This is a genomic window from Thermococcus sp., from assembly GCF_026991495.1.
Taxonomy (GTDB): Archaea; Methanobacteriota_B; Thermococci; order Thermococcales; family Thermococcaceae; genus Thermococcus.
Window position 1 is genome coordinate 1 of the sequence record NZ_JALXBJ010000013.1, and the last position, 20,916, is coordinate 20,916.

The 20,916-nt window shown below is 55.0% G+C and carries 17 protein-coding genes and 1 pseudogene; 10 read left to right on the forward strand and 8 right to left on the reverse strand.

Annotated elements, in window-relative coordinates:
- Together MVB78_RS01140 and MVB78_RS01145 are read left to right on the forward strand one after the other, a co-directional pair.
- A pseudogene (locus MVB78_RS01140) lies at positions 1–1,068 on the forward strand (RNA-guided endonuclease InsQ/TnpB family protein); the annotation flags it as partial.
- A gap of 45 nt (positions 1,069–1,113) precedes the next feature.
- Complete coding sequence (locus MVB78_RS01145) at positions 1,114–1,788, forward strand: hypothetical protein (RefSeq protein WP_297486981.1); 675 nt, start codon at positions 1,114–1,116, stop codon at positions 1,786–1,788.
- Here the strand turns inward: MVB78_RS01145 and MVB78_RS01150 are convergent.
- From MVB78_RS01150 to MVB78_RS01160, 3 genes are read right to left on the reverse strand one after another with little or no spacing between them, the layout of a single operon-like run.
- Positions 1,701–2,888 (reverse strand): NAD(P)/FAD-dependent oxidoreductase, encoded by a 1,188-nt coding sequence (locus tag MVB78_RS01150; RefSeq protein ID WP_297486982.1) that lies wholly within the window; start codon positions 2,886–2,888, stop codon positions 1,701–1,703. The two genes, MVB78_RS01145 and MVB78_RS01150, sit on opposite strands and share 88 nt — an antisense overlap.
- Positions 2,885–3,088, reverse strand: coding sequence for a DUF362 domain-containing protein (locus tag MVB78_RS01155; protein ID WP_297486984.1), 204 nt, complete (start codon positions 3,086–3,088; stop codon positions 2,885–2,887). The genes MVB78_RS01150 and MVB78_RS01155 overlap by 4 nt, the downstream gene beginning before the upstream one ends.
- Positions 3,072–3,746: a transcriptional regulator gene (locus MVB78_RS01160; RefSeq protein ID WP_297486985.1), complete on the reverse strand. Its 675-nt coding sequence runs from the start codon at positions 3,744–3,746 to the stop codon at positions 3,072–3,074. The genes MVB78_RS01155 and MVB78_RS01160 overlap by 17 nt, the downstream gene beginning before the upstream one ends.
- Positions 3,747–3,872: 126 nt before the next feature.
- Between MVB78_RS01160 and MVB78_RS01165 the strand changes: the two genes are divergently transcribed.
- On the forward strand, positions 3,873–4,553 hold the full coding sequence (locus MVB78_RS01165) for a thioredoxin family protein (RefSeq protein WP_297486988.1): 681 nt from the start codon (positions 3,873–3,875) through the stop codon (positions 4,551–4,553).
- 65 nt (positions 4,554–4,618) lie between these two features.
- A complete protein-coding gene (locus tag MVB78_RS01170; protein ID WP_297486990.1) occupies positions 4,619–5,548 on the forward strand; it encodes a hypothetical protein in 930 nt (309 codons plus the stop codon).
- Here MVB78_RS01170 and MVB78_RS01175 read toward each other — a convergent pair.
- The 4 genes from MVB78_RS01175 to MVB78_RS01190 all read right to left on the reverse strand — a co-directional run bounded on the left by MVB78_RS01175 (position 5,545) and on the right by MVB78_RS01190 (position 10,354).
- Positions 5,545–7,152, reverse strand: coding sequence for a carbamoyltransferase (locus MVB78_RS01175; RefSeq protein ID WP_297486992.1), 1,608 nt, complete (start codon positions 7,150–7,152; stop codon positions 5,545–5,547). The two genes, MVB78_RS01170 and MVB78_RS01175, sit on opposite strands and share 4 nt — an antisense overlap.
- Positions 7,153–7,237: 85 nt before the next feature.
- Positions 7,238–8,686 carry a proline--tRNA ligase gene (proS, locus tag MVB78_RS01180; protein WP_297487022.1) on the reverse strand — a complete coding sequence of 483 codons (1,449 nt, stop codon included), beginning with the start codon at positions 8,684–8,686 and terminating at the stop codon, positions 7,238–7,240.
- Positions 8,687–8,761: 75 nt separating this feature from the next.
- Entirely contained in the window at positions 8,762–10,087 is a 1,326-nt protein-coding gene (gene cdr, locus MVB78_RS01185) for a CoA-disulfide reductase (RefSeq protein WP_297487025.1), read from the reverse strand.
- Positions 10,088–10,114: 27 nt separating this feature from the next.
- Positions 10,115–10,354: a hypothetical protein gene (locus MVB78_RS01190; RefSeq protein ID WP_297486994.1), complete on the reverse strand. Its 240-nt coding sequence runs from the start codon at positions 10,352–10,354 to the stop codon at positions 10,115–10,117.
- A gap of 117 nt (positions 10,355–10,471) precedes the next feature.
- Here MVB78_RS01190 and MVB78_RS01195 point away from each other — a divergent pair, with 117 nt between their 5' ends.
- From MVB78_RS01195 to MVB78_RS01210, 4 genes are read left to right on the forward strand one after another with little or no spacing between them, the layout of a single operon-like run.
- On the forward strand, positions 10,472–10,813 hold the full coding sequence (locus MVB78_RS01195) for a transcription factor S (RefSeq protein WP_297486996.1): 342 nt from the start codon (positions 10,472–10,474) through the stop codon (positions 10,811–10,813).
- Entirely contained in the window at positions 10,810–10,977 is a 168-nt protein-coding gene (locus tag MVB78_RS01200) for a hypothetical protein (protein ID WP_297486998.1), read from the forward strand. Before MVB78_RS01195 ends, MVB78_RS01200 begins: the two co-directional genes overlap by 4 nt.
- A gap of 2 nt (positions 10,978–10,979) precedes the next feature.
- On the forward strand, positions 10,980–11,729 hold the full coding sequence (locus tag MVB78_RS01205) for a DNA polymerase sliding clamp (RefSeq protein ID WP_297487001.1): 750 nt from the start codon (positions 10,980–10,982) through the stop codon (positions 11,727–11,729).
- A gap of 29 nt (positions 11,730–11,758) precedes the next feature.
- Positions 11,759–12,340, forward strand: coding sequence for a hypothetical protein (locus MVB78_RS01210; RefSeq protein WP_297487004.1), 582 nt, complete (start codon positions 11,759–11,761; stop codon positions 12,338–12,340).
- 38 nt (positions 12,341–12,378) lie between these two features.
- On the opposite strand, the gene MVB78_RS01215 is transcribed toward MVB78_RS01210, so the two are convergent.
- Positions 12,379–16,350, reverse strand: coding sequence for a S8 family serine peptidase (locus MVB78_RS01215; protein WP_297487006.1), 3,972 nt, complete (start codon positions 16,348–16,350; stop codon positions 12,379–12,381).
- Between the two features lie 391 nt (positions 16,351–16,741).
- Between MVB78_RS01215 and ppsA the strand changes: the two genes are divergently transcribed.
- Together ppsA and MVB78_RS01225 are read left to right on the forward strand one after the other, a co-directional pair.
- Complete coding sequence (gene ppsA / locus MVB78_RS01220; RefSeq protein WP_297487008.1) at positions 16,742–19,186, forward strand: phosphoenolpyruvate synthase; 2,445 nt, start codon at positions 16,742–16,744, stop codon at positions 19,184–19,186.
- Between the two features lie 303 nt (positions 19,187–19,489).
- Complete coding sequence (locus MVB78_RS01225; protein ID WP_297487011.1) at positions 19,490–20,893, forward strand: MATE family efflux transporter; 1,404 nt, start codon at positions 19,490–19,492, stop codon at positions 20,891–20,893.
- Positions 20,894–20,916: the final 23 nt, after the last annotated feature.

Consider the following 20,916-nt stretch of genomic DNA (forward strand, 5'->3'; position numbering starts at 1 on the left):
GCTTCTTCTCACTCTTAAGGAACAAGAGGAACAGAGAACTACCAGAATGGTTCAAACCCAAACCACCAAACTATTTGAAGAACAATGGAAAACGGAGGCCATTAATCATCCTCAGAAACGACCAATACAAAATCAAAAACAATAAACTAATTCTCAAAGGCCTCGGAAAATTCAAGCGCTTGGAAATCCAGTTTAAAGGCAGAATACACTTGAAGGGGCAAACAAGGACGCTTAGAAATCACTTATGACCCAATCAAGAGAAAATGGTATGCTCACGTTAGCTTCACCGTCGAGGAGAAGCTAATCAATGGTGAATGGGTAAGCGTTCCAAGACAACCCTTGGGAAACCTTTCAGTGGGAATTGACTTGGGAGTGAATAATTTAATGGCCGTCTACGTGGAAAACGGAGAAAGCTTCCTCGTGAATGGAAGACCGTTGAAAGCCATTGACTTCTACTTTAGGAAGGTCATCGCTGACTACCAGTCAAAACTCAACAAGAGTGGAGCAAGAACGAGTAGAAAACTCAAAAAACTGCACGAGAAGGCTAAACTCCAAGCGAGGCACTACATTAACACGGCGGTAAGGCAAACCCTCGAAAGGCTTTATCAATTGGGCGTTAGCAGAATTGTCGTTGGTTATCCCAAGGGCATCAGTAGGAATTCTAATAGGGGAGCGAGGCAGAATTTTCTCCTCTCTCACGTCTGGCGGTTCAATTACGTTATTAAACGTCTTAAAGAAGTGGCTGAGGAGTATGGTATCCTCGTTGAAGTCGTTGATGAGGCTTTCACTTCGAAAACTTGTCCCGTTTGCGGGAAGCCTCACTATGGGGCAAGGTTTGTTCGGGGATTGTTTAAGTGTCCCGTGACGGGGCTTGTGTTTAATGCTGACTTAGTTGGTGCTTTCAATATCTTGAAGAAGGTGGCAAAAACGATAACCCTGAATCTGAGCGGGTTTTACGCTCAGGGGAGGGGTAATTGGCCGGAGACCCGGCCGGAGGGGTCGAAGACCCGCTTTTTAGCGGGTTTTAATGAGACCCCTCAAACCTCTCCGCCCTTAGCGAGGGGTTAGTTCGTTGGAACCCTCGCCGTTCACGGCGGGGAGGAGGTCAGGTCAGTGGAGGCGCATGGAAAATCGATTTTTGCCGTTGGGTACGTTTGGAAGATTGGTATGCCTGGATCCTATGGCCTCTTTTTGGAACTCTCACAAAATGGAAGTGATGTTAGGGCGGGGAGGTACGACTTCGGCCAAACAACGATGCCCTCAGACGTCTCGGTTTATAGGAACTTGGTGTACGTCTCGGGTCATACTGACGGAAGGCCCTGGATCTACGTTATAGCCCCCAACACTCAGTACAGGATAGACCTTGAACTGCGGAGGGCGGAGGGGGCGATAAGTGGCCTCTACATCAATGAATCAGCAGGGAGGGTATACTTCGTCGGTAGCGCATCTTTCTATAGCGACGGCTGGAAGATTTTCATGGGATGGCTCTCACACAATGTTCCGGAATACTCTAGCGAATGTTTGAACATCACGGTGAAAAGAGGTGTTCTGCTAAAGCCTTTAAGTGCTGCAATAATCTCCCAGGAGCCGGATCCTCCGGTTACGGTGTACGTCTCTGGTTTAAACGTCAAAGAAAGACCTTGGCATTTGCCCGTGGATGTGGTGAAAAAAGAGATCGCAGAGGGGGAGAGTCCAACCCCTCAAAGCAGTTCTTTCAGGAGCTTTATCCTCCTGGGGCTCATCATAACCTTCGGGTTCTTGATAAGGGCTTTGATGACCTCAAAGTAGTTGCCGCTCGCGATCTTCTCCGCGTCGGCGCCCCTCAATACACGTATGAAGAGGTCGAGATCCTCGTCCGTGAGCTTCTCCGTAACACGCCTGACCTTCAGGATCCGCTCAAGCCTCTTTCCGTCCGTTTCCCACCACTCCCTCGTGTAGTTCTGGAGCAGTGAGATGTTATCCTCTTCGAGGGCCTTTACGATCCACTTGCTCGCTATGGTTCCAGCTTCCATCGCCTCGGCCATTCCTCCTCCGTGCATCGGGTTCACCTGACGGGCTGCGTCGCCAACAACGACCACGTTGCCCTTAGCAAGTTCCCTTACGAAGCCGCCCACCGGAACGACGCCGACGTTTACCTCAAGTATCTTCCTGGTCGGGATGCCCTTCTCTCTCAGCCACTTGTCGAGGTAGTATTTAGCGGTCTGTGGGTGATCCGAGGCTATGCCTATTCCCACATTGGCTCTGTCCTCGTCCTTCGGGAAGACCCAGACGTAGCCTCTCGGAGCAACCTCGTTCCCGAACCAGAGGTGGATCAGATCCGGGTCAAAGCCCTCTATGAGCATCTCGTACTCGTAGGAGGAGTCAAACTCGTGTGGGGGGGCGTAGGTGTTTATCCCCGCTTTCCTTGCTATCGTGCTCTCGACGCCATCCGCCGCGACGATAATGTCCGCGTATATCTCAACCAGCTCGTCCTCGTGCTTGGCCCTGATTCCAGCTATCCTGCCGTCCTTCCTTATGACGTCCTGGGCCTCGGTTCTCGCCAAAACGTCGGCTCCTGCCTTTGCCGCGTAATAAGCGAGCATCTTGTCGAAGACCTTCCTCTCGAGGATCACGCCGCTGACCTCTTTGTAACGCAGTTCCAGCTCGTAGCCGCTCGGGGAGTATAACTTGGCCCCGTAGATCTCGCGGTTGATGAAGCGCCTGTCGTAGGGGATGCCGTACTCTTTGAAGACCTTTACGCTTATACCCTCGGCGCACTGCTTCGGGCTTCCAATGGCGGGCTTCTTGTCGATGAGAAGGACTGAGTAGCCGGCTTTAGCAACGTTTTTAGCGATTATAGGGCCTGCAATTCCAGAACCAACCACAACGACATCGTACCTCAAGGTCATTCTCTCACCTCCAGAGGCTCCGCGCTGAGCGCTCCAACGGGGCAGGCGTTGATGCATATCCTGCAGCTTATGCACTTGTCCTGGAAGAACTCCCAGCCGGTCGAGTGCACTTCTATTGCGAGCGTCGGGCAGACGCCTGCGCAGCCGCCGCAGAGGTAGCAGCGGTCTTCGTTAACCACTACTTTAATCTTCTCCGGCATTTTCTTCACCGCCGTTCTTTGCCTTCAGTTTTTCCCTGTCGATTTCGATGGTGTTCTCTTTTATCCTTAACGGTACGAACCTGTCCAGCTCCCTGACCTTGAGGAGAACCTCGCGCTCCTTCAGGTTGAGGCCGTCGCTCAGCTCGTCAACGGTGGCTGAGCCGTTGAGGAGGAGGTAGTGAAGTATGGCCAGCTCCGTCATATCACCTATCTCAGCCATGTACCTCTCCTTGATCTTCGCCATTAGTGAATCCCTGAGTGATTCCAGCTCGGCCATACTCTCTAACAGGGCGTTCAGCTCGTCCGAGAGCTCAAGGAACCTGCCAATGAGGCTCAGGAGGGGGGCCTCCTCGACCGGCCTCTTGGAGAGGTCGAGTGACCTGTACCAGAAGATGTTTGGGGTAAGGGTAACCATGTAGCTCTTGGATATCGCTATGTCGTAGTACTTCCTCGCGGGCCCGATGAATGGACCCTCCCTCTCGTAGGACTTCAAAATGCCCTCGCGCTCCATTATCTTGAGGTGCTTGGCAACGGCCGTTGAAGAAACGCTCACCTTGCTGCTGAGAAAGCTGAAGTAGCATTCAGTGCACGTGAGGTGGCTGAGTAGATCCCTCCTCACCCGGTTCCCGAGGATGTAAAATATGTCTGGCTCACTCATGCCCAACACCACCCAAACCTGTGACGCAAAGCTTATATAGTGGACATTTAACCTTAAGTTGCAAACTTTGGGATTCAGGCCCTGAATGAATGCGCGTTGATTATTATAAACCTTGAGGTGATTGGAATGGGATTGATAAGCGATGCCGACAAGAAGGTGATCAGGGAGGAGTTCTTTTCAAAGATTACGAAGCCAGTAAAGCTCATGGTCTTCATCGGGAAGGACCACTGTCAGTACTGCGAGCAGCTGAAGCAGCTCCTTGGAGAGCTCAGCGAGCTCACGGAGAGGCTGACTTACGAGGTGGTTGACTTCGACACTGAGGAGGGAAAGAAGCTCGCAGGTCAGTACAGGATCGACCGCGCTCCCGCTGTGACGATAACCCAGGATGGAAGGGACATGGGCGTCCGCTACTTTGGATTACCGGCCGGCCACGAGTTCGGGGCCTTCCTTGAGGACATCATTGACGTCAGCAACGGCTCCACGGACCTTATGCCCGAGACGAAGGAGGCCGTGAAGGCCATCAACAGGGACGTCAGAATACTCGTCTTCGTCACCCCGACCTGCCCCTACTGCCCCCTCGCGGTTAGGATGGTCCACAAGTTCGCCATTGAGAACACCCTCGCCGGCAGGGGCAAGGTTCTCGGCGACATGGTCGAGGCCATCGAGTACCCGGAGTGGGCCGACCAGTACAGCGTCATGGCCGTCCCGAAGATAGTAATCCAAGTCGAAGGAGAGGACAGAATCCAGTTCGAGGGCGCCTACCCCGAGAAGATGTTCCTTGAGAAGCTCCTCGCGGCCCTCCAGTGACTTCTTCCCTTTTCAGCCTTCAACAAAGATATAAATGCATCGGCATAAGTGATGTGGGGGAGTCCATGGGGCTGGCCATTGACAGCATTGGTATAGAGCTCAGGGGCGAGCTCGAAGACGGCTTTGAAGAGGGGTTTAGGAGCCTGTTTGCCAGGCGGTACCTGCCGAGCGTCGGGGAGGGGCTTGGAAAGCCAGATATAATCCTTGAACGTTTTAAAGGGGAGTCATTCAGGATCTTCAGCTCATCTTACGACCACGGGGGCATAGACCACTACAGGTTAGAGTCTCCCATTCCCTCTGCCTACGGCAACGAGGGGCCCGTGTTCTTCCTTCTCCAGGCCGCCGCCAGGGCGGGTTTGAAGAAGGGGCGCATCTTCGTCACGGACTCTGTAAGCGTTGTGGCCGGCGACTCGGCGGTTCTCTTCGTGGGCTACCCCCATACGGGGAAGAGCACGGTTTCGGCCCTTGCCCTCTCCAAGGGGCTCCCGGTTCTCAGCACGGAGAACACAGTGGTGGAGGTTAGGGAGAAAGGCCTCTACGTCGTGGGCGGCACGGACGTCCTCGTTTACGATCCCCGTATCGAGGGGGTGTACGATGTTAAGCTCGACTACGACGAAACAACGAGAAGTGGATACAGAATAAAGGACCTCGGGGCACTTGACGAGCGCGGAAAGCTCCTCAAAAAGGGAGTTAAGATCGGCATGATGGTGGTTCTCCACTCGGCCTTCAACTGCATGGAGGCAAGCTTCTCCCGGGTTAAAGGCAGGAAGGTCAGAAAAACCCTCTGGTACTTCTCCACTGCCCTCATGAAGGGCCTCGACTACTACGAGCCGTATCCCCTCCACATGCCCATGAACGATACCATACTCAAAAACCTGGGTGCCTTCCTCGAAAGGGCCTCCGAGAACTACTCAGACAGGATGTTCGAGGCCTTTGGTAACCACCGTGCCGTTTTTGAGAGGGTCATCGAGATGGCGCTCTCGGAGGGGGTTTAGGCCCGAATGGCCAGGTTTTCAATTACCACGACATCGAGCCCAGCTTTCCTGAAGGTTCCCAGCGCGTCCTTCGGAGAGCAGACTATCGGTTCACCGTGCATGTTGAAGCTGGTGTTCAGAACCGCTCCGATTCCTGTCTTTTTATGGAATTCGGCAATTATTGAATAGTATCCCGGGTTGATTTCCCTCCTAACTGCCTGAGGCCTCGTCGTCCCGTCAACATGAACCACCGCTGGGGCGAGCTCCCTGAACTCGCCGCTCGCGGTATAGGCCATCGTCATGAACTCGTTGGGCGTTCCGTTTAAGTCTTCGAGGTATTCATCTGCCTTCTCCCAGAGGAGTGAGGGTGCGAAGGGCTGGAAGACGTCCCTCTTCAGAGCAACGTTGAGTCTTTCCTTAACGCTTTCATATCTCGGGTCAGCTAAAATCGAGCGGTTTCCTAAAGCTCTGGGCCCGAACTCCATTGCTCCCTGGAAGAGGCCAACCAGCTTTCCCTCAACGAGGACATCGGCGACGAAGGAAGGGACGTCAACCTCTTCATACTCAAGTCCCTCACTTCTCAGGAGGTCCTCCACGTAATCCTGCCCGTATTCCGGGCCGAGGTAGATGTGCTCAAGCTTGAAGGGCCTCCACTTTCCGTCGAGTCTCTCAAGCTGGGTCTTGACGAAGATTCCGGCCCCGAAGGCTAACCCGCCGTCGTCCATAGCCGGAAAAACCCAGAGGTTATCGTCCCCGAAAACGTGCCTTAAGATTGCGTTTGCCTTGACGTTTTGAGCGACTCCACCCGCGTAGGCCAGTCTCGGGCCCCTCTCCCTAAGTTTCAGGCCGAGCTCCTCAACTAACTTCTCAAGGTGGGCCTGGGCACTGGAGGCTATCTCTATCGCCTTCCTCTGGAGCTTTCCGTCGAGTTCGCCCTTCTTCAGCCTGAGGGCGATTTCCTTCGCGTGCCTCAGCGGAAACCTGAAGAACTCTGCCAGCTTTTTCGTCGCCTCGACGCCGATTACTCCAAGGTGGTTCTCAAAACTCAGGCCGTTCAGCTCGATTATCGAGCTTAAATCGTAGGCTGGTTTTCCGTAGGCGGCCAAGCTCATGACCTTGCCCTCGTGTCTCATCGGCCTGAAGCCGAGCAGTTCCGTGACTGAAGCATAGAAGTCGCCGAGGGAGTCAACGTAGGTGCTCTGGCCTATCCTTATCATCTCGCCGTCTCTGGCCACGTAGATGGAGGAGCTCAGGCCGTCGCCGGCGGCGTCAATGCTTACAGCGAGGGCATCCCTCCAGCCACTCGTATAGTAGGAAGAGGCAGAGTGAGCTAAATGGTGCTCCACGAAGAGAACCTTTCTTTTGAAGTCCCTTCCAAAAATCGCCTTGAGGTTGGCCTCAAGTTCCCTCAGGCGGGAGAGCTTCCTGAAAATCCCGGCAACGGCTATGACTTCAACGTCTTCCGGCTTTGCTTTAGCCATCTCAAGGACTTTCCTCACGCTGAGCTCTGGAAAACCTCGGTACTTCTTGATTCTGTTTAAGCGCTCCTCGTTAACTGCAAAAATTCTCTCTTCGCCTATGAGAACGGCCCCGGCGTCGTGGCCGTCGTGGATTCCGAGTATCATGGGAGCGCCTCCCGGGCTGTAGTTTACCCGTAAGTAATTTACTCTGGAGTAAATTACCCAAAAGTATATTGTTGGGAAAGAGAAATCAGTAAGTCCTCGCGAACCTCGCTATGAACTTCGCCTCCCTTCCACAAGCCGGGCACTTCTTCCCCTCGGGAGCCTTGGCCGTCTCAAGCGGGTAGGGAATCCCGAGCATCTTCGCGTCGAGCTCTTCCTCCATCTTCAGGCCGCATTCTTCCTCGCCACACCAGGGAACCTCCACTACTCCACGCCTGTCCTCGAAGACCTCTTTAGCTTCTTCAATTGTGTCAACGCGCTTGATGTGGCTTTCGAGGAACTCCTTCGCCCTGTTATAGAGGTTCTCCATTATCTCGTCGAAGGTTCTCCTGACTGCCTCGACGAGCTCGTCCCTCTCAACGACCTCCTTCGTGAGGGTGTCGCGCCTAGCTATAACGGCCTTTCCGCCCTCAACGTCCCTCGGGCCGACCTCTATTCTCACCGGAACGCCCTTCAGCTCCCAGTCGTAGTACTTCCTGCCGGGTCTTATGTCCCTCTCATCGACGTGGACGCGGATTCCTGCGTTTCTGAGTTCCTCCGCTATCTCCCTCGCGTAGGCGAAGACGTCGACTTTTGCATCTTTCTTCGGGATGGGAACGATTACCACCTGTATTGGCGCTATCGTCGGCGGGAGAACCATGCCGCTGTCGTCACCGTGTATCCCAATCACAGCGGCCAAAAGGCGCTCGCTCATTCCGAAGGTTGTCTGGTGGACGTACTCATGGTCTCCCGTCTCTGTCTCGTACTGTATGTTGTACGCCCTTGAGAAGTTCTGCCGGTAGTTGTGCATCGTCCCTACCTGGAGGGTTCTTCCGTCGGGCATCATGACCTCGGCACCGAGGGAGTAGTAGGCCCCTGGGAACTTGTCCCACTCGGGGCGTTTGGATACTATGTAAGGCAGGGCGAGGAACTTCGCAAGCCTGTCGAATATCTCAAGGTCTTCCCTTATCTGCCTCTCGGCGTCCTCATAACTGTCGTGGGCGGTGTGGGCCTCGAAAAACCTGCTTATCTCCCTGACGCGGATTAACGGTCTTGTGTGCTTGGTCTCGTAGCGGTAAACGTTGACTATCTGGTAGACCTTGAAGGGCAGATCTGCGTGCGACCTTATCCAGAGGGAGAACATGGAATACATAGCGGTCTCGCTCGTGGGACGGAGAACGAGCCTTATGTCGAGCGGGTCTAAACCGGCGTGGGTGATCCAGTAGACCTCGTCCTCAAAACCCTTTATGTGCTCGGCCTCCTTCTGAAACTCGCTCTCGGGGATTAAAGCCGGGAAGAGAACCTCGTCGTGGCCAGTCTTGGCCATCTCCCCGTGTATGAACCTCTCTATGTTGCGCATGATTTTAAGCCCGTAGGGGAGCCATATGTTCATCCCCTTGACCGGATAGCGCTTGTCCTGTATTCCAGCAGTCTCTATAACCTCGTTGTACCACTCGCTGAACTCCTTGCTCCACCTTTCCCTCTTCACCCTGCCCATACCGACCACCTTAGCCGTTGGACGTGAAAGCCGTTTATTAACTTTTTCCAGCCGGGAAGATGAAAGGGAAAAGGCCTAAAACTTGAGAACCCTGGCAAGGATTATCAGGGGGTCCCAGACCGGGGCAAAGGGCGGGGCGTAGGCCAAATCCGTGAAGAAAGCGTCTCTTGTCGTGAAGCCGGTCATGAGCATCGCCGCGGCCGTGTCCACCCTCGGCAATACCCCCGAGCCGACAGCCTGGACTCCGAGGAGTCTATTCGTCTCGTTGTCAACGACTCCCTTCAGCCATATCGGCCTCGCCCCCGGGTAGTAGTGGGGCCTTGTGGTGGCTTTGATGAAGGCGGTTCTGACATCGTAGCCTTCCCTAATTGCCTCGGCCTCGGTGAGGCCGGTCTTCCCTATCTCAACGTCGAAGAACTTCGTGATGCTCGTCCCGAGGACTCCTGGGAAGTGAATGCCCCTGCCGGCTATGTTGCTTCCGGCCACGTAGCCCATCTTGTTTCCTGCAGGGGCAAGCGGGATCCAGACGCGCCTCCCGGTTATGACGTGCTTTGTTTCCGCGACGTCGCCCGCTGCGTAAACGTTTTCCACGCTGGTCTGCATCCTCTCGTTCGTCCATATGGCGCCTGTCTCCCCTATCCTGACGCCGATCCCCTTTGCGAGTTCGGTGTTGGGCCTTATTCCAGTGGCCACCACCACCAGGTCGGCCCGGTACTCATCCGCGTCGGTGACGACTTTCTCTACCCTACCCTTCCCCTCGATGCGGAGGGTTATCTCCTCGGTTCTAAGGTTCAGCTTCTTCCTCATCTCCCCCTCAAGGACGTCCGTGATCTCCCTGTCGAAGGCTTTCTGCATAATCCTCGGGTTCCTCTCTATGAGGGTTACCCCCTTTCCCTGGGCTGCGAAGGCCTCGGCCATCTCGACCCCTATGTAGCCGCCGCCGATGATAACGACGTCCTCAACTGGGTTCTTCTCAAGGTAATCCCTCATCGCAACCGCATCCGGGGGAAGGTCGGCCGTGAAGACACCGGGGAGGTCAATTCCCTCTATCGGGGGGATCCGGGGGGAGGCGCCGTTGGCGAAGAGGAGGTAGTCCCACCCGTAAGTTTTCTCGCCGTCTTCCTCACGAACCCTGACGGTTCCCTGATCCACTTCAATTACCTCCGCCCTGAGGTGGAGATCTATGCCGCGCTTCTTGATGAATACCTCCGGCGGGTAGTGCATGAGCTTCTCCTTCTCCGCGATTCCCTCGACCACGTAGGGGATCCCGCAGGGCGCATGGCTGACCCACTCAGTTGCCTCGAAGACCTTGACGTCCCACTCTGGTCTCATCTTCTTTACCCTGGAGGCGGCGCTCATCCCGGCCGCCCCGCCGCCTACGATAACCACCGTCTTCTTCATTCCCATCACAACCCCAGCACTGCTCACTCAGGTCTTCCTCAGGATGATGTCGTAAGTGTTCTCCCCCCTCATGACGCTGAGCACAAGGCTCTTGTCGTAGTCTATGAACTTCGCCCCGGCAAGCGTGTATCCTTCCTTCTCTAAGAACTCCTTTGCCTTGAGCCCCAAATCCCCAAAGAGCTCCGCCGCGAGGGTTGCAAGGCTCGGCTCCTCGACCTTGAGCTCGGTGTGGTACCTCTTGGCGAGTTCGAACACATCCTCCACCATCTTGAACCACCGTTCTCAGTTGCCCCCATCTCTTAAAAACCTCGCCGTTGCCGGGGGGCACTCGCAAACATTTTTATTCCCTTACCCCATACCCATCCATCGGCTGGAGGTGAGACGATGGCGGGGTTAAAGTTCTGCCCCAAATGCGGCACTCTCATGCGTCCTGACAGGAAAAGGGGCGTTTGGGTATGTCCCAACTGCGGTTACGAGGAGCCCATAACCGATGAAGACAAAAAGAAGACGAGAATAACCCAGAAGGTAGAGCACAGGCCTGACGAGGGTGTCGTTATCGTCGATCAGGAGGTGGAAACCCTACCAACCACAAGGGTTTACTGCCCCAAGTGCGGCGAGGTAGTCGAAGCCTACTGGTGGGAGATTCAGACGAGGGCCGGCGATGAGCCGAGCACCATATTCTACAAGTGCAAAAAGTGCGGCTACGTCTGGAGGTCATACGAGTGAACGAGATGGCCCTTAAGACCGCTGAAAAACTTCTCCAAAAGGCTCTGAAGGAGCTCGATGAGGCGTACCTGAGGCTTCCGGATGTTGACAACGGAAAAGCTTATTTATTCCGCGGAAAAGAGAGGGTTAGGCTTGCACTTGAAATACTTGAGAAGGGGGTATAAAAATGCCGTTTGAGATCGTTTTTGACGGGGCGAAGGAGTTTGCGGACCTGATAGCGACCGCGAGCAACCTCATTGACGAGGCCGCGTTTAAGGTGACGGAGGAAGGGATATCAATGAGGGCAATGGACCCGAGCAGGGTCGTGCTCATCGACCTGAACCTCCCTGAGACCGTGTTCTCAAAGTACGATGTTGAGGAAGCCGAGACAATCGGAATCAACATGGACCACTTCAAGAAGATACTCAAAAGGGGCAAGGGCAAGGACACCCTAATCCTGAAGAAGGGGGAGGAGAACTTCCTCGAAGTAACCTTTGAGGGGACCGCGAAGAGAACCTTCCGGCTTCCGCTGATAGACGTCGAGGAGCTCGAACTTGATCTCCCCGAACTCCCGTTCACAGCCAAGGTGGTTCTCCTCGGTGAGGTTCTAAAGGAGGCCATCAAAGACGCCTCCCTCGTCAGCGATGCACTGAAGTTCATAGCGAAGGAAGGCGAGTTCACCATGAGGGCGGAAGGGGAGACCAACGAGGTTGAGATAAAGCTCACCTTAGAGGACGAGGGACTCCTTGACCTCGAGGTTGAGGAGGAGACCAAGAGCGCGTACGGCATCAGCTACCTCGCGGACATGGTCAAAGGCATCGGTAAGGCCGACGAGGTGACGGTCCGCTTCGGCAACGAAATGCCGCTCCAGATGGAGTACTATATAAGGGACGAGGGCAGGCTGGTGTTCCTCCTAGCCCCGCGCGTTGAGGAGTGACTCCCTTTTTCCCTTTTTGGGTGGTTGGGATGGACATCGTAAAGCTCAGAGAGATGCTTGAAGCGGAGCTCTCTCGAGCTGAGCTTGCGGACGTCGACGCCTCGTTCTACGAAGACCTAAGCAGCTTCCTAAAGGCCCTCAAACTCAGTGCGGAGGCCTCAAGGGAGAGAGGGGAGGAGGTAGAGGAGCGCCTCTACACCGAGCAGCTTAGAATGGCGGAGTGGCTGGTTAGGGAGATCCTTAGGGCCAGGCTTCACAAGCTGGTTGACATGGTTTTCAGCGGCCCGGCCAGTCAAGGGGAACTCATCGAGCCGGAGAGGAAGCTCTTCGTGATATTGAACGCCTTCGTTGAGGGGAAGGGGCTGGACAACTTGGAGGTGGAGGTTCCTTCAAAACCATCCCCACTAAAAAGCGAGGGGGAGATGGCCAGAGAAACGAAAACTCCGGTGAGAGAAGCTTACATTATCGAGGAGGATGTCCCAGCGGTTATAGACGAGGAATTTAACGAATACGGACCCTTCAGGGCAGGAGACCTCTCGGTCCTGCCGGAGAAGATAGCGAAGATACTCGTCGCGAGGGGCCTCGCCAAGAGGGTCAAGATTTCATTTTAGAAGTTTGGGATTTGGAGAAAACAAAAAGAAAGAAGGGTTCACTCAGAGAACTTCTTGAGGAACACCTCTACTATGGTGTTCGCCCTCTTCTGGAGCAGGTAGGCCTTCTTCATGTAGTACGTGGCCCTCTGGATGTTCGTGGAGGACAGGCTCTCAGCCTTTTCGTAGTACTCATGTGCCTTGCTCGTGTAGAGGCCGGTAACCTTGCTCAGGATGGTGAAGTAAACGCTCGGAAGGGCCTGCTGGGCCTCTTGCATGTAGGAGTAGTAGTTGGAGAGGGCGGCCTGGTAGAGCTGGAGGTAGTAGTTGTACTCAACCATGTGGTCGAGGTCTGAGAGAGTATAGGTTCTCTGGGTGTCCTGGTAGTTGTTGTTCATGACGCTTATCCTGAGGACGTCACCGAGGCTCTTTGGAGTGTAGTAGAACTCAACAACACCATCGTCGGTGTAGAGTACGTTGCCGTTGACCACGACCTTCGTCTCACCGCTGACCGGCTCCATGCTCTGGGCGTCGAGGGCAACTACCTCTATCTTGACGGGCTGGCCGATGGTTATGGGTCCCTCCGGCATGGCGTAGACGACCATCTTCGGCAGGCCGATCTGGACTATTATCGGCGAGTAATCAAGAACCTGACCCGTTGCCTCGTCCTTGACCGCGACGACACCGAGGTAGGTTCCGCTGCCGTAGGCTTTGATGTTGAGGTAGGTCGAGGACACCTGGTTCCGCGGCAAGAGGACGCTGCTCGGGGCCACCATCACGTCTCCGTTGTCCCTCAGGATCTGGTAGTAGAAGAGGTAGCTGATCGGGTTGTAGCCAACCGTGTCGTAGCCGTAGACCGCTATGAGGTAGTAGCCTTGATCCGGCATGAATTCCTCGAAGGACTCATAGGATGTTGGCCCAATCTGATCCACGTAAATCCTGAAGTTGGCGTTCTCGCCGTTGAGGAAGTTGATGAGATCCTGGTAGGTTGGGAAGTAGAACACGTAGAGGTCGAGGTCAGCCTTCGGGTTTTCAGGCTTGGTTATGCCGACCCTCATGTAGTAGTCCCTGTCCGTTATGTGTATTACTCCAATGACATCCCAGGAGTCCTGGCTGACGTTCCTAACCATGCTGTATACCTTATCCATGCTGCCGATTCCAAGGCCGTAGACCTTGCCCATTATGCTCTGGTAGTTGTTGTTCCTGATGTTGATGAGGGTGTGTATTGTTCCCGGTGAAGACCTGTCAATGTGGATCCTCTGTGGGGAGATCGTAACCGATGAGATCTGGGCGCTTATGCTGTAGTGGGACTCGTTGTAACCGGTAAATGCTTCTGTAAAGGTGCTCGTATAGGCCGTTATCTCCCAGGTTCCGGGCTCGGGATCCTTGATGACCCAGGTGTACTCAGGGGTAGCGGGGCCGACGAACCAGTAGCCTGGCACGTAAGCGGCAACAACCTCGCCGTCGGGCTTGGCTATCATAAGGGTGGTTCTGCCCATGGCGGTTCCGTTGATATCGCGTGGAACCTTGAGGGTGACGCGGAACTCCTTGGCTCCAGATGGGATCTGGAAGAAGTAGTGCTTGGCAACGCCTGGAAGAGCCGTGTCGCTCAGGGAGGCGTGGTTCTCGCCGTGGAAGTTCAGGGGGAGGTCAACTACGACCGGGATGAAGCCGTCGATGTAGCTAGTGTCCGGGTCGTCTATGTAAACGAAGCCGACGTAGATGTGGCCGGGCTTGAGCTTGGAGTAGTCTATCTGGATGGAGAACGATCCGAGGACGTTGCCTCCAGCCAAGACATGGTTCTTGCTCGGCATAATCCAGCTTGCACTGGTGCTTATGTCGTACATCTTAGGAGAGTCCGTGTACCAGAGGCCGTTCCCTTCACTGTAGTTCATCGGGTAGAAGTAGAGCGGGACGCTCTCCGGGAACTCGTTCCTTATGTAGACTCCGCGGTAGAGATACGGCAGTCCAAAGACCCCGTAGAAGTAGCTGTTGAACTCAACGTATGCCGGGTTGAGGGGTATCTTCTTCTTGCCCAAGACGTCCCTGAAGCCGGTGAAGGTGGTTCCGCCGTAGATGTAGGTCGTCGTCTCGTTGCTCAAGTTCTTAAAGACTGCTATGGCCTTGTCAATCTGTATGAGGCCGAAGCCCTGGTCAACGGGGGTGGCCTCCTGGACGGGGAGGGCACTCATCTCAAGGGCGCGCCTTATCATGAGCGGGTTGTAGTTAAGGCCGTGGGCCTTTGCATAGCTTATTATGAGCGCCGCGGCACCGCTGACGTGCGGGGTTGCCATTGAGGTTCCGTCCCAGATCCCGTAGTACCTGTAGGGATTACCGTAGAGCACTGTGTACCAGAGCGGGAGACTTGAGAAGATGAACTCACCGGGCGCGATAACATCAGGTTCAAGGAGGCCGTCCATCCTCGGGCCCCTGCTTGAGAAGCTCGTCACGGTGTTGGCAACACCGCTGACACCGTAGAAGATCTGCCAGCGGAGGCTTGAGCGGTAGGCGCCGACCGTTATCGCGAGGTCGCTGTCACCGGGTGAGCCGACGGTGTTGGTCGTTGGGCCATCGTTTCCGGCGGCGATTGCAAAGGTGACACCGAAGTAGTCGGTTATCAGGTTGACGTAGAAGATGGTGGGATCCTCAAGGCCATCGTTGTAGGTTGCGAGACCTCCAAGGGACATGCTTATGACGTCCGCGCCGTGGAGTGCCGCGTAGAACATTCCGTTGATGATCCAGCTTATCCTTCCGAAGCCAAACTCCCCTGGGAGTACTTTTACTTCCATTAACTGGGCGTTGGGGGCTATGCCGTAGGCAGGGTATCCGCCGGTGAAAGTTCCGTTGAAGACCGGGTCGTTCGGGAGGGGAACTCCGGCTATTGTTCCGCTGACGTGGGTTCCGTGGCCAAAGCTGTCCCACATGAACATCGCGTAGCCAACGCCCGGGCCGTAGTAGATCGGTATGGGGTAGTTCTCGGTATTGTTCATGTCCCCAATGTGAACCCTCGCGAGGGCAACGTCAACCTTTGTTGTTGGGATCTGAACGTAGTCGCCTGTCTCGTCGTAGAGGGTCATCGGCTGGTCGTCGGTGAAGTTGTTGTCGAGGTTGAAATCAACGTACGCAACGAGGTTCCCGCTTTCGTTCACCACCAAGACAGGGTAGACATCGCTGAGGTTTCCGTAGACCAGATCGTTGAGGTCAAAGTACCTCTCGGGAAGGAGACCGAGGTAGTACTCGCTTCCGGTTATGTTGCCAACGTAGTAAGTGCCCATCGTGTAGTTGGTGAACATGTATGGGTGGCCGTAGAAGTTATAGTACACACCCCAGTAAACCGGGACGGTCATGTTGACGGTTATGTAGCCGTCATGGGTCTCGTTTGTGCCGTAGTAGAGCTGGGCTATCCCAGCGTCGCTCGCATCGTAGACGTCTATGATCTTCCTCCTCCCGTCGAGGGTTCTCTGGAGGAAGGGATGCCCGACGTCAACGCCGGTGTCGAGAACCGCAACGGTTACGTTGTTACCGAGGGCTCCGTACTCGTTCCAGGCGCTGTAAGCGCCGGTGGTGTATATGCTCAGGAACATGTCCGGGGCCACCGAGAACCTCTGGGGGAGCTTCTGGGGCGGCTGAAGACCAGGTTCCACAACTGGCTTCGAGAGCTTAACGGTTCTGTCCTTCCATATCGCGAGTATGCCCTTTATGTTCTTGAGCTTCTGAAGGTTGTCCTTCGGTATGGTTACAACTATGAACTGGTACTGGGGTTTGCTTATCGGGTCGATCCTTCCGATCTTGGAGAGGGCCTTGAACACCTCGTTCGCCCTGGCCTTGGTGGGCGCAACGATAAGCCTCACTTCCTTCTCGTTGCTTTGGAGAAGCTGGTTGATCTCTTTGTTTACAGGCATTATCTTGGGGTTCGAAGCTGGGCTCAGGTTATAGGTATTGGACGCGCTCACCTTGGGCATTGCGGTCGCTGGAACTACTGCCAGGGCCATAATTAACACGACAAGGGCACTGAGGGCTTTTTTGTTCATAATCTGAGACACCTCCATTCAGGTATGTGCAATGGTGTATACACCTAAGGGATTATTAAATTTTCCGATTGGGCCAATGCGGTTCCTCGAAAAAATCGATTTTGAAGGTTTCCAAGAGAATAGCGTACTATTATTCCATCATACAAAAATAATCAATAGGGCTTAAAGATACTCCAACGCCCTTGATAATTCATTGAGGAACCATGTCAAACAGAACTCCAATTAGATACATTTATGCAGTGAAAGGGGAGCTTTTAGGATTGATTCACCTGAAGCCATTATGCCTACGGCTCCGACCCGGGTACGGCCTTCTCCCCAGCCATTTTCAGTTAATTTTAAATAGGGTTTGCTTATATCACCAGCGGTAAGTACTTTCGAGGAGGTAAGCGCCATGAGTGAATACAGGTTTATAAGATGGTTTGAGGAGCTCGGAAAGAGCGACGTTCCCCTCGTCGGCGGTAAGGGTGCCAACCTCGGCGAACTCACAAACGCCGGCATACCGGTTCCACCCGGGTTCTGTGTCACAGCGGAAGCGTATAAGTACTTCGTCAACAACGTTAAGGTCTCCAAAGAACAGATAAGGGAACTCTTGGGAGAGAAGGCCGAGACCGGTGTTCTCGCTGAGATACTCGCAAACGCCCCCGAGGAGGAGAGAACCCTCCAGGACTGGATAATGGACATAGTGAGCAGGACGAACGTTGACGACAGCAGGGAGCTCCTCGACAACACCGCCCTGATAAGGGAGCTCATAGACAGCATGCCAATGCCAGAGGAGATAGCCAGCGAGGTTCTCGACGCGTACCACAAGCTCTGCCAGCGCTTCAACAAGAAGCCAGAGGAGGGCGAGTTCATATACGTTGCCGTCCGCTCCTCGGCCACCGCAGAGGACCTTCCGGAGGCTTCCTTCGCCGGCCAGCAGGAGACATACCTCGACGTTTACGGCGATGACGACCTCCTTGAGAACGTTCGGAAGTGCTGGGCCAGCCTCTGGACCGCTCGCGCTACCTTCTACAGGGCCAAGCAGGGCTTTGACCACAGGAAGGTCTACCTCTCGGCGGTAGTCCAGAAGATGGTCAACAGCAAGACGAGCGGCGTCATGTTCACTGCAAACCCCGTCACCAACGACAGGAACGAGATCATGATCAACGCCGCCTGGGGTCTCGGTGAGGCTGTAGTCAGCGGTGCCGTTACCCCCGACGAGTACATCGTCGAGAAGGGCACCTGGAAGATCAAGGAGAAGTACATTGCAAAGAAGGAGGTCATGTACGTCCGCAATCCAGAGACAGGCAAGGGAACCGTTCTCGTCAAGGTGGCCGACCACCTTGGTCCGGAGTGGGTTGAGAAGCAGGCTCTGACGGACGAGCAGATTGTCGAGGTCGCGAAGATGGGTGCGAGGATAGAGGAGCACTACCAGTACCCGCAGGACATTGAGTGGGCTTACGATGCCGACGACGGCAAGCTCTACATCGTCCAGAGCAGGCCGATAACCACCCTCAAGGAGACCAAGACCGAGGAGGCCGAGGAGGTCACCGAGGAGATGGAGGTCATCCTCAAGGGTCTCGGTGCCTCACCTGGAATTGGCGCCGGTAAGGTCGTCATAGTCCTCGACGTCAACGACATTGACAAGGTCAAGGAAGGGGACGTCCTCGTAACAACGATGACCAACCCCGACATGGTCCCGGCAATGAAGAGGGCTTCAGCGATAGTTACCGACGAGGGCGGAAGGACCTGCCACGCGGCCATAGTCGGCAGGGAGCTCGGCATACCGACGGTAGTCGGAACCAAAGAGGCAACCAAGAAGCTCAAGGACGGCATGCTCGTCACCGTTGACGGAACGAGGGGTGTCGTCTACAAGGGCATAGTCAAGAGCCTCGTCAAGAAGGAGGAGGAAGAGAAAGCAGCTGGCGGCCAGGTTGTGGTTGCAGGTGCCCCGCTCATAACCGCCACAGAGGTCAAGGTCAACGTCTCGATGCCGGAGATAGCGGAGCGCGCTGCTGCAACCGGTGCAGACGGCGTAGGTCTCCTCAGGGCAGAGCACATGATACTCAGCATAGGCGCCCACCCCGTCAAGTTCATCAAGGAGGGCAGGGAGGAGGAGCTCGTTGAAGTCCTCGCCAACGGCATAAGAAAGGTCGCCGAGGCCTTTTACCCGAGGCGCGTCTGGTATAGGACCCTCGACGCCCCAACCAACGAGTTCCGTGAGCTCCCCGGTGGGGAGGACGAGCCCATAGAGAGGAACCCGATGCTCGGATGGAGGGGAATAAGGAGAGGCCTTGACCAGCCGGAGCTCCTCAGGGCGGAGTTCAAGGCCATCAAGAAGCTCGTGGATGAGGGCTACGACAACCTTGGTGTCATGCTCCCGCTCGTCAGCCACCCGGAGCAGGTCAGGAAGGCCAAGGAGATAGCACTCTCCGTCGGCCTCGTCCCGCACAAGGACGTTGAGTGGGGTGTCATGGTCGAGACCCCCGCGAGTGCGATAATCATCGAGGAGCTCATAAAGGAGGGCCTCGACTTCATAAGCTTCGGCACCAACGACCTCACCCAGTACACCCTTGCCATAGACAGGGACAACGAGCGCGTCTTCAAGCTCTACGACGAGACCCACCCGGCGGTTCTGAAGCTCATCAGGGACACGATAAAGGTCTGCAAGAAGTACGGCGTCGAGACCAGCATCTGCGGACAGGCGGGCAGCGACCCGAAGATGGCAAGGCTCCTCGTCAGGATGGGCATCGACAGTATCTCCGCCAATCCCGATGCCGTCGAGCTCATCAGGAAGGTTGTTGCCAGGGAAGAGGCCAGGATAAGGCTTGAAGCCGCAAGAAAGGCCCTTGAGTGAGGCTTTTCGGCTTTCTCTTTCCAGTTCTCTACTTTTCTTCATGTGGACGATCGATTCCAAAAGGCTTATCTACTGCCAATGAGCTAAGCTGAGCCTGAGTGTTGCCCCCGATTTCTTTGAAGTGCTCCTGACGGCAAAGAACGTCACGGTTCTTCCAGTGAGCATTTTTCGACAAGCCTCGCCCTTTAGAGTGGGGCGGGGGTCATAAGCACTTCTTCAACCTTAGCGTTAAGCTTCTTGCAGAATAGCTGGCCCTTTTATCCACGATAAGCTTTTTATTCCCGCGTTTCGATGGATATCTCAATGAAGCGAGTCGAGGCTATGAGGGGGCAGATTCTCAGCGGGCCGATAGTCAAGACGCTCATCCTGTTAGCTTATCCATTAATAATCAACAGGCTCGTTCAGGTTCTCTACAACCTCACCGATACATTCTGGCTGGGCAAACTCGGAAGGATCGAACTTTCAGCCCCAGGGACAGCGTGGCCCCTCGTCTGGTTCTTCATGAGCATAGGCATGGGGTTTGCTACAGCGGGCTTCGCCTTCGTGAGCCAGTACGTGGGTGCCAGAGAATATGAAAAGGCCAACCGTTCCGCCGGAGCGCTATACTCCCTCATGCTCCTCTTCGCCACAGCTGTTGGAGTAACGGGCGTGCTTCTCGCTCCCGAACTGCTCCGCCTGATGAACGTCAGCGATACAATATACCCCTACGCGCTCAGCTACACGAGGGTCATCTTCGCCGGGATACCCTTCTCCTTCACACTCTTCGCCTTCAACTTCCTCCTGAGGGCAGTTGGGGACACCAAAACGCCGGTGAAGATAAACATCGCCACGGTGATCCTCAACATAGCTCTCGATCCACTCCTCATCTTCGGCATCGGGCCCTTCCCGAGGCTGGGGGTTACAGGCGCTGCAGTGGCCACAATGTTCTCGAACAGCGTTGGCTCTGTCGTGGGCGGTTATCTCCTCTTCACCGGAAGGGTCGGAATATACCTCACGCCCGAGACGCTTAAGCCGGACGTTAGGTTCTACTCTAAAATCTTCCGCGTCGGCCTACCTGCAAGCATCGGGAACTCCACCACCGCTTTGGGCTTCGTTATACTCACGAGGGTCATCTTCACCGTTGGCGGGCTTTACGGGCAGGCCCATGGAATCCCGAACTTCGAGGATGTGGCCTTCGCCACCTACAGCATAACCAACCGCTTAACGAACTTCATGTTCGCCTTCTCCGACGGGATAAGCATGGCGATGGGCACGATGGTTGGCCAGGCTATAGGTGCGAAGCTCTACGATAGGGCCAAGGTCATAGCCGAGAAGACGATGGCCATAAACTTCACGATACTCGGGATTGGAACGCTCCTCTTCATATTCTTCCGCGTGCCCATCTTCCGGTTCTTCATAAACGACCCGGCCGTTATAGCCGAGAGTGCCAAAGTTGTAAAGTACTTCTCGGCCTCGCTTCCCTTCTTCGGAGTCTTTTCGGCCGTGAACAACGCCTTCCAGAGCGCCGGGCAGACTAAGAAGAGCATGGTGCTCAGCATGGTAAGGCTGTGGGGGATAAGGCTTCCACTCAGCTACGGGCTGGGCCTTCTAACGAGAGACACTGCCGGGATGTGGCTCGGGATGGGTCTGAGCAATGTTTTAGGAGCTGTTATAGCCCTCGCCTGGTTCCTGAGGGGGAGCTGGATGAAGGCAATAATCGAGGAGTAACTTTTTATTGGTGCGTTTCGACT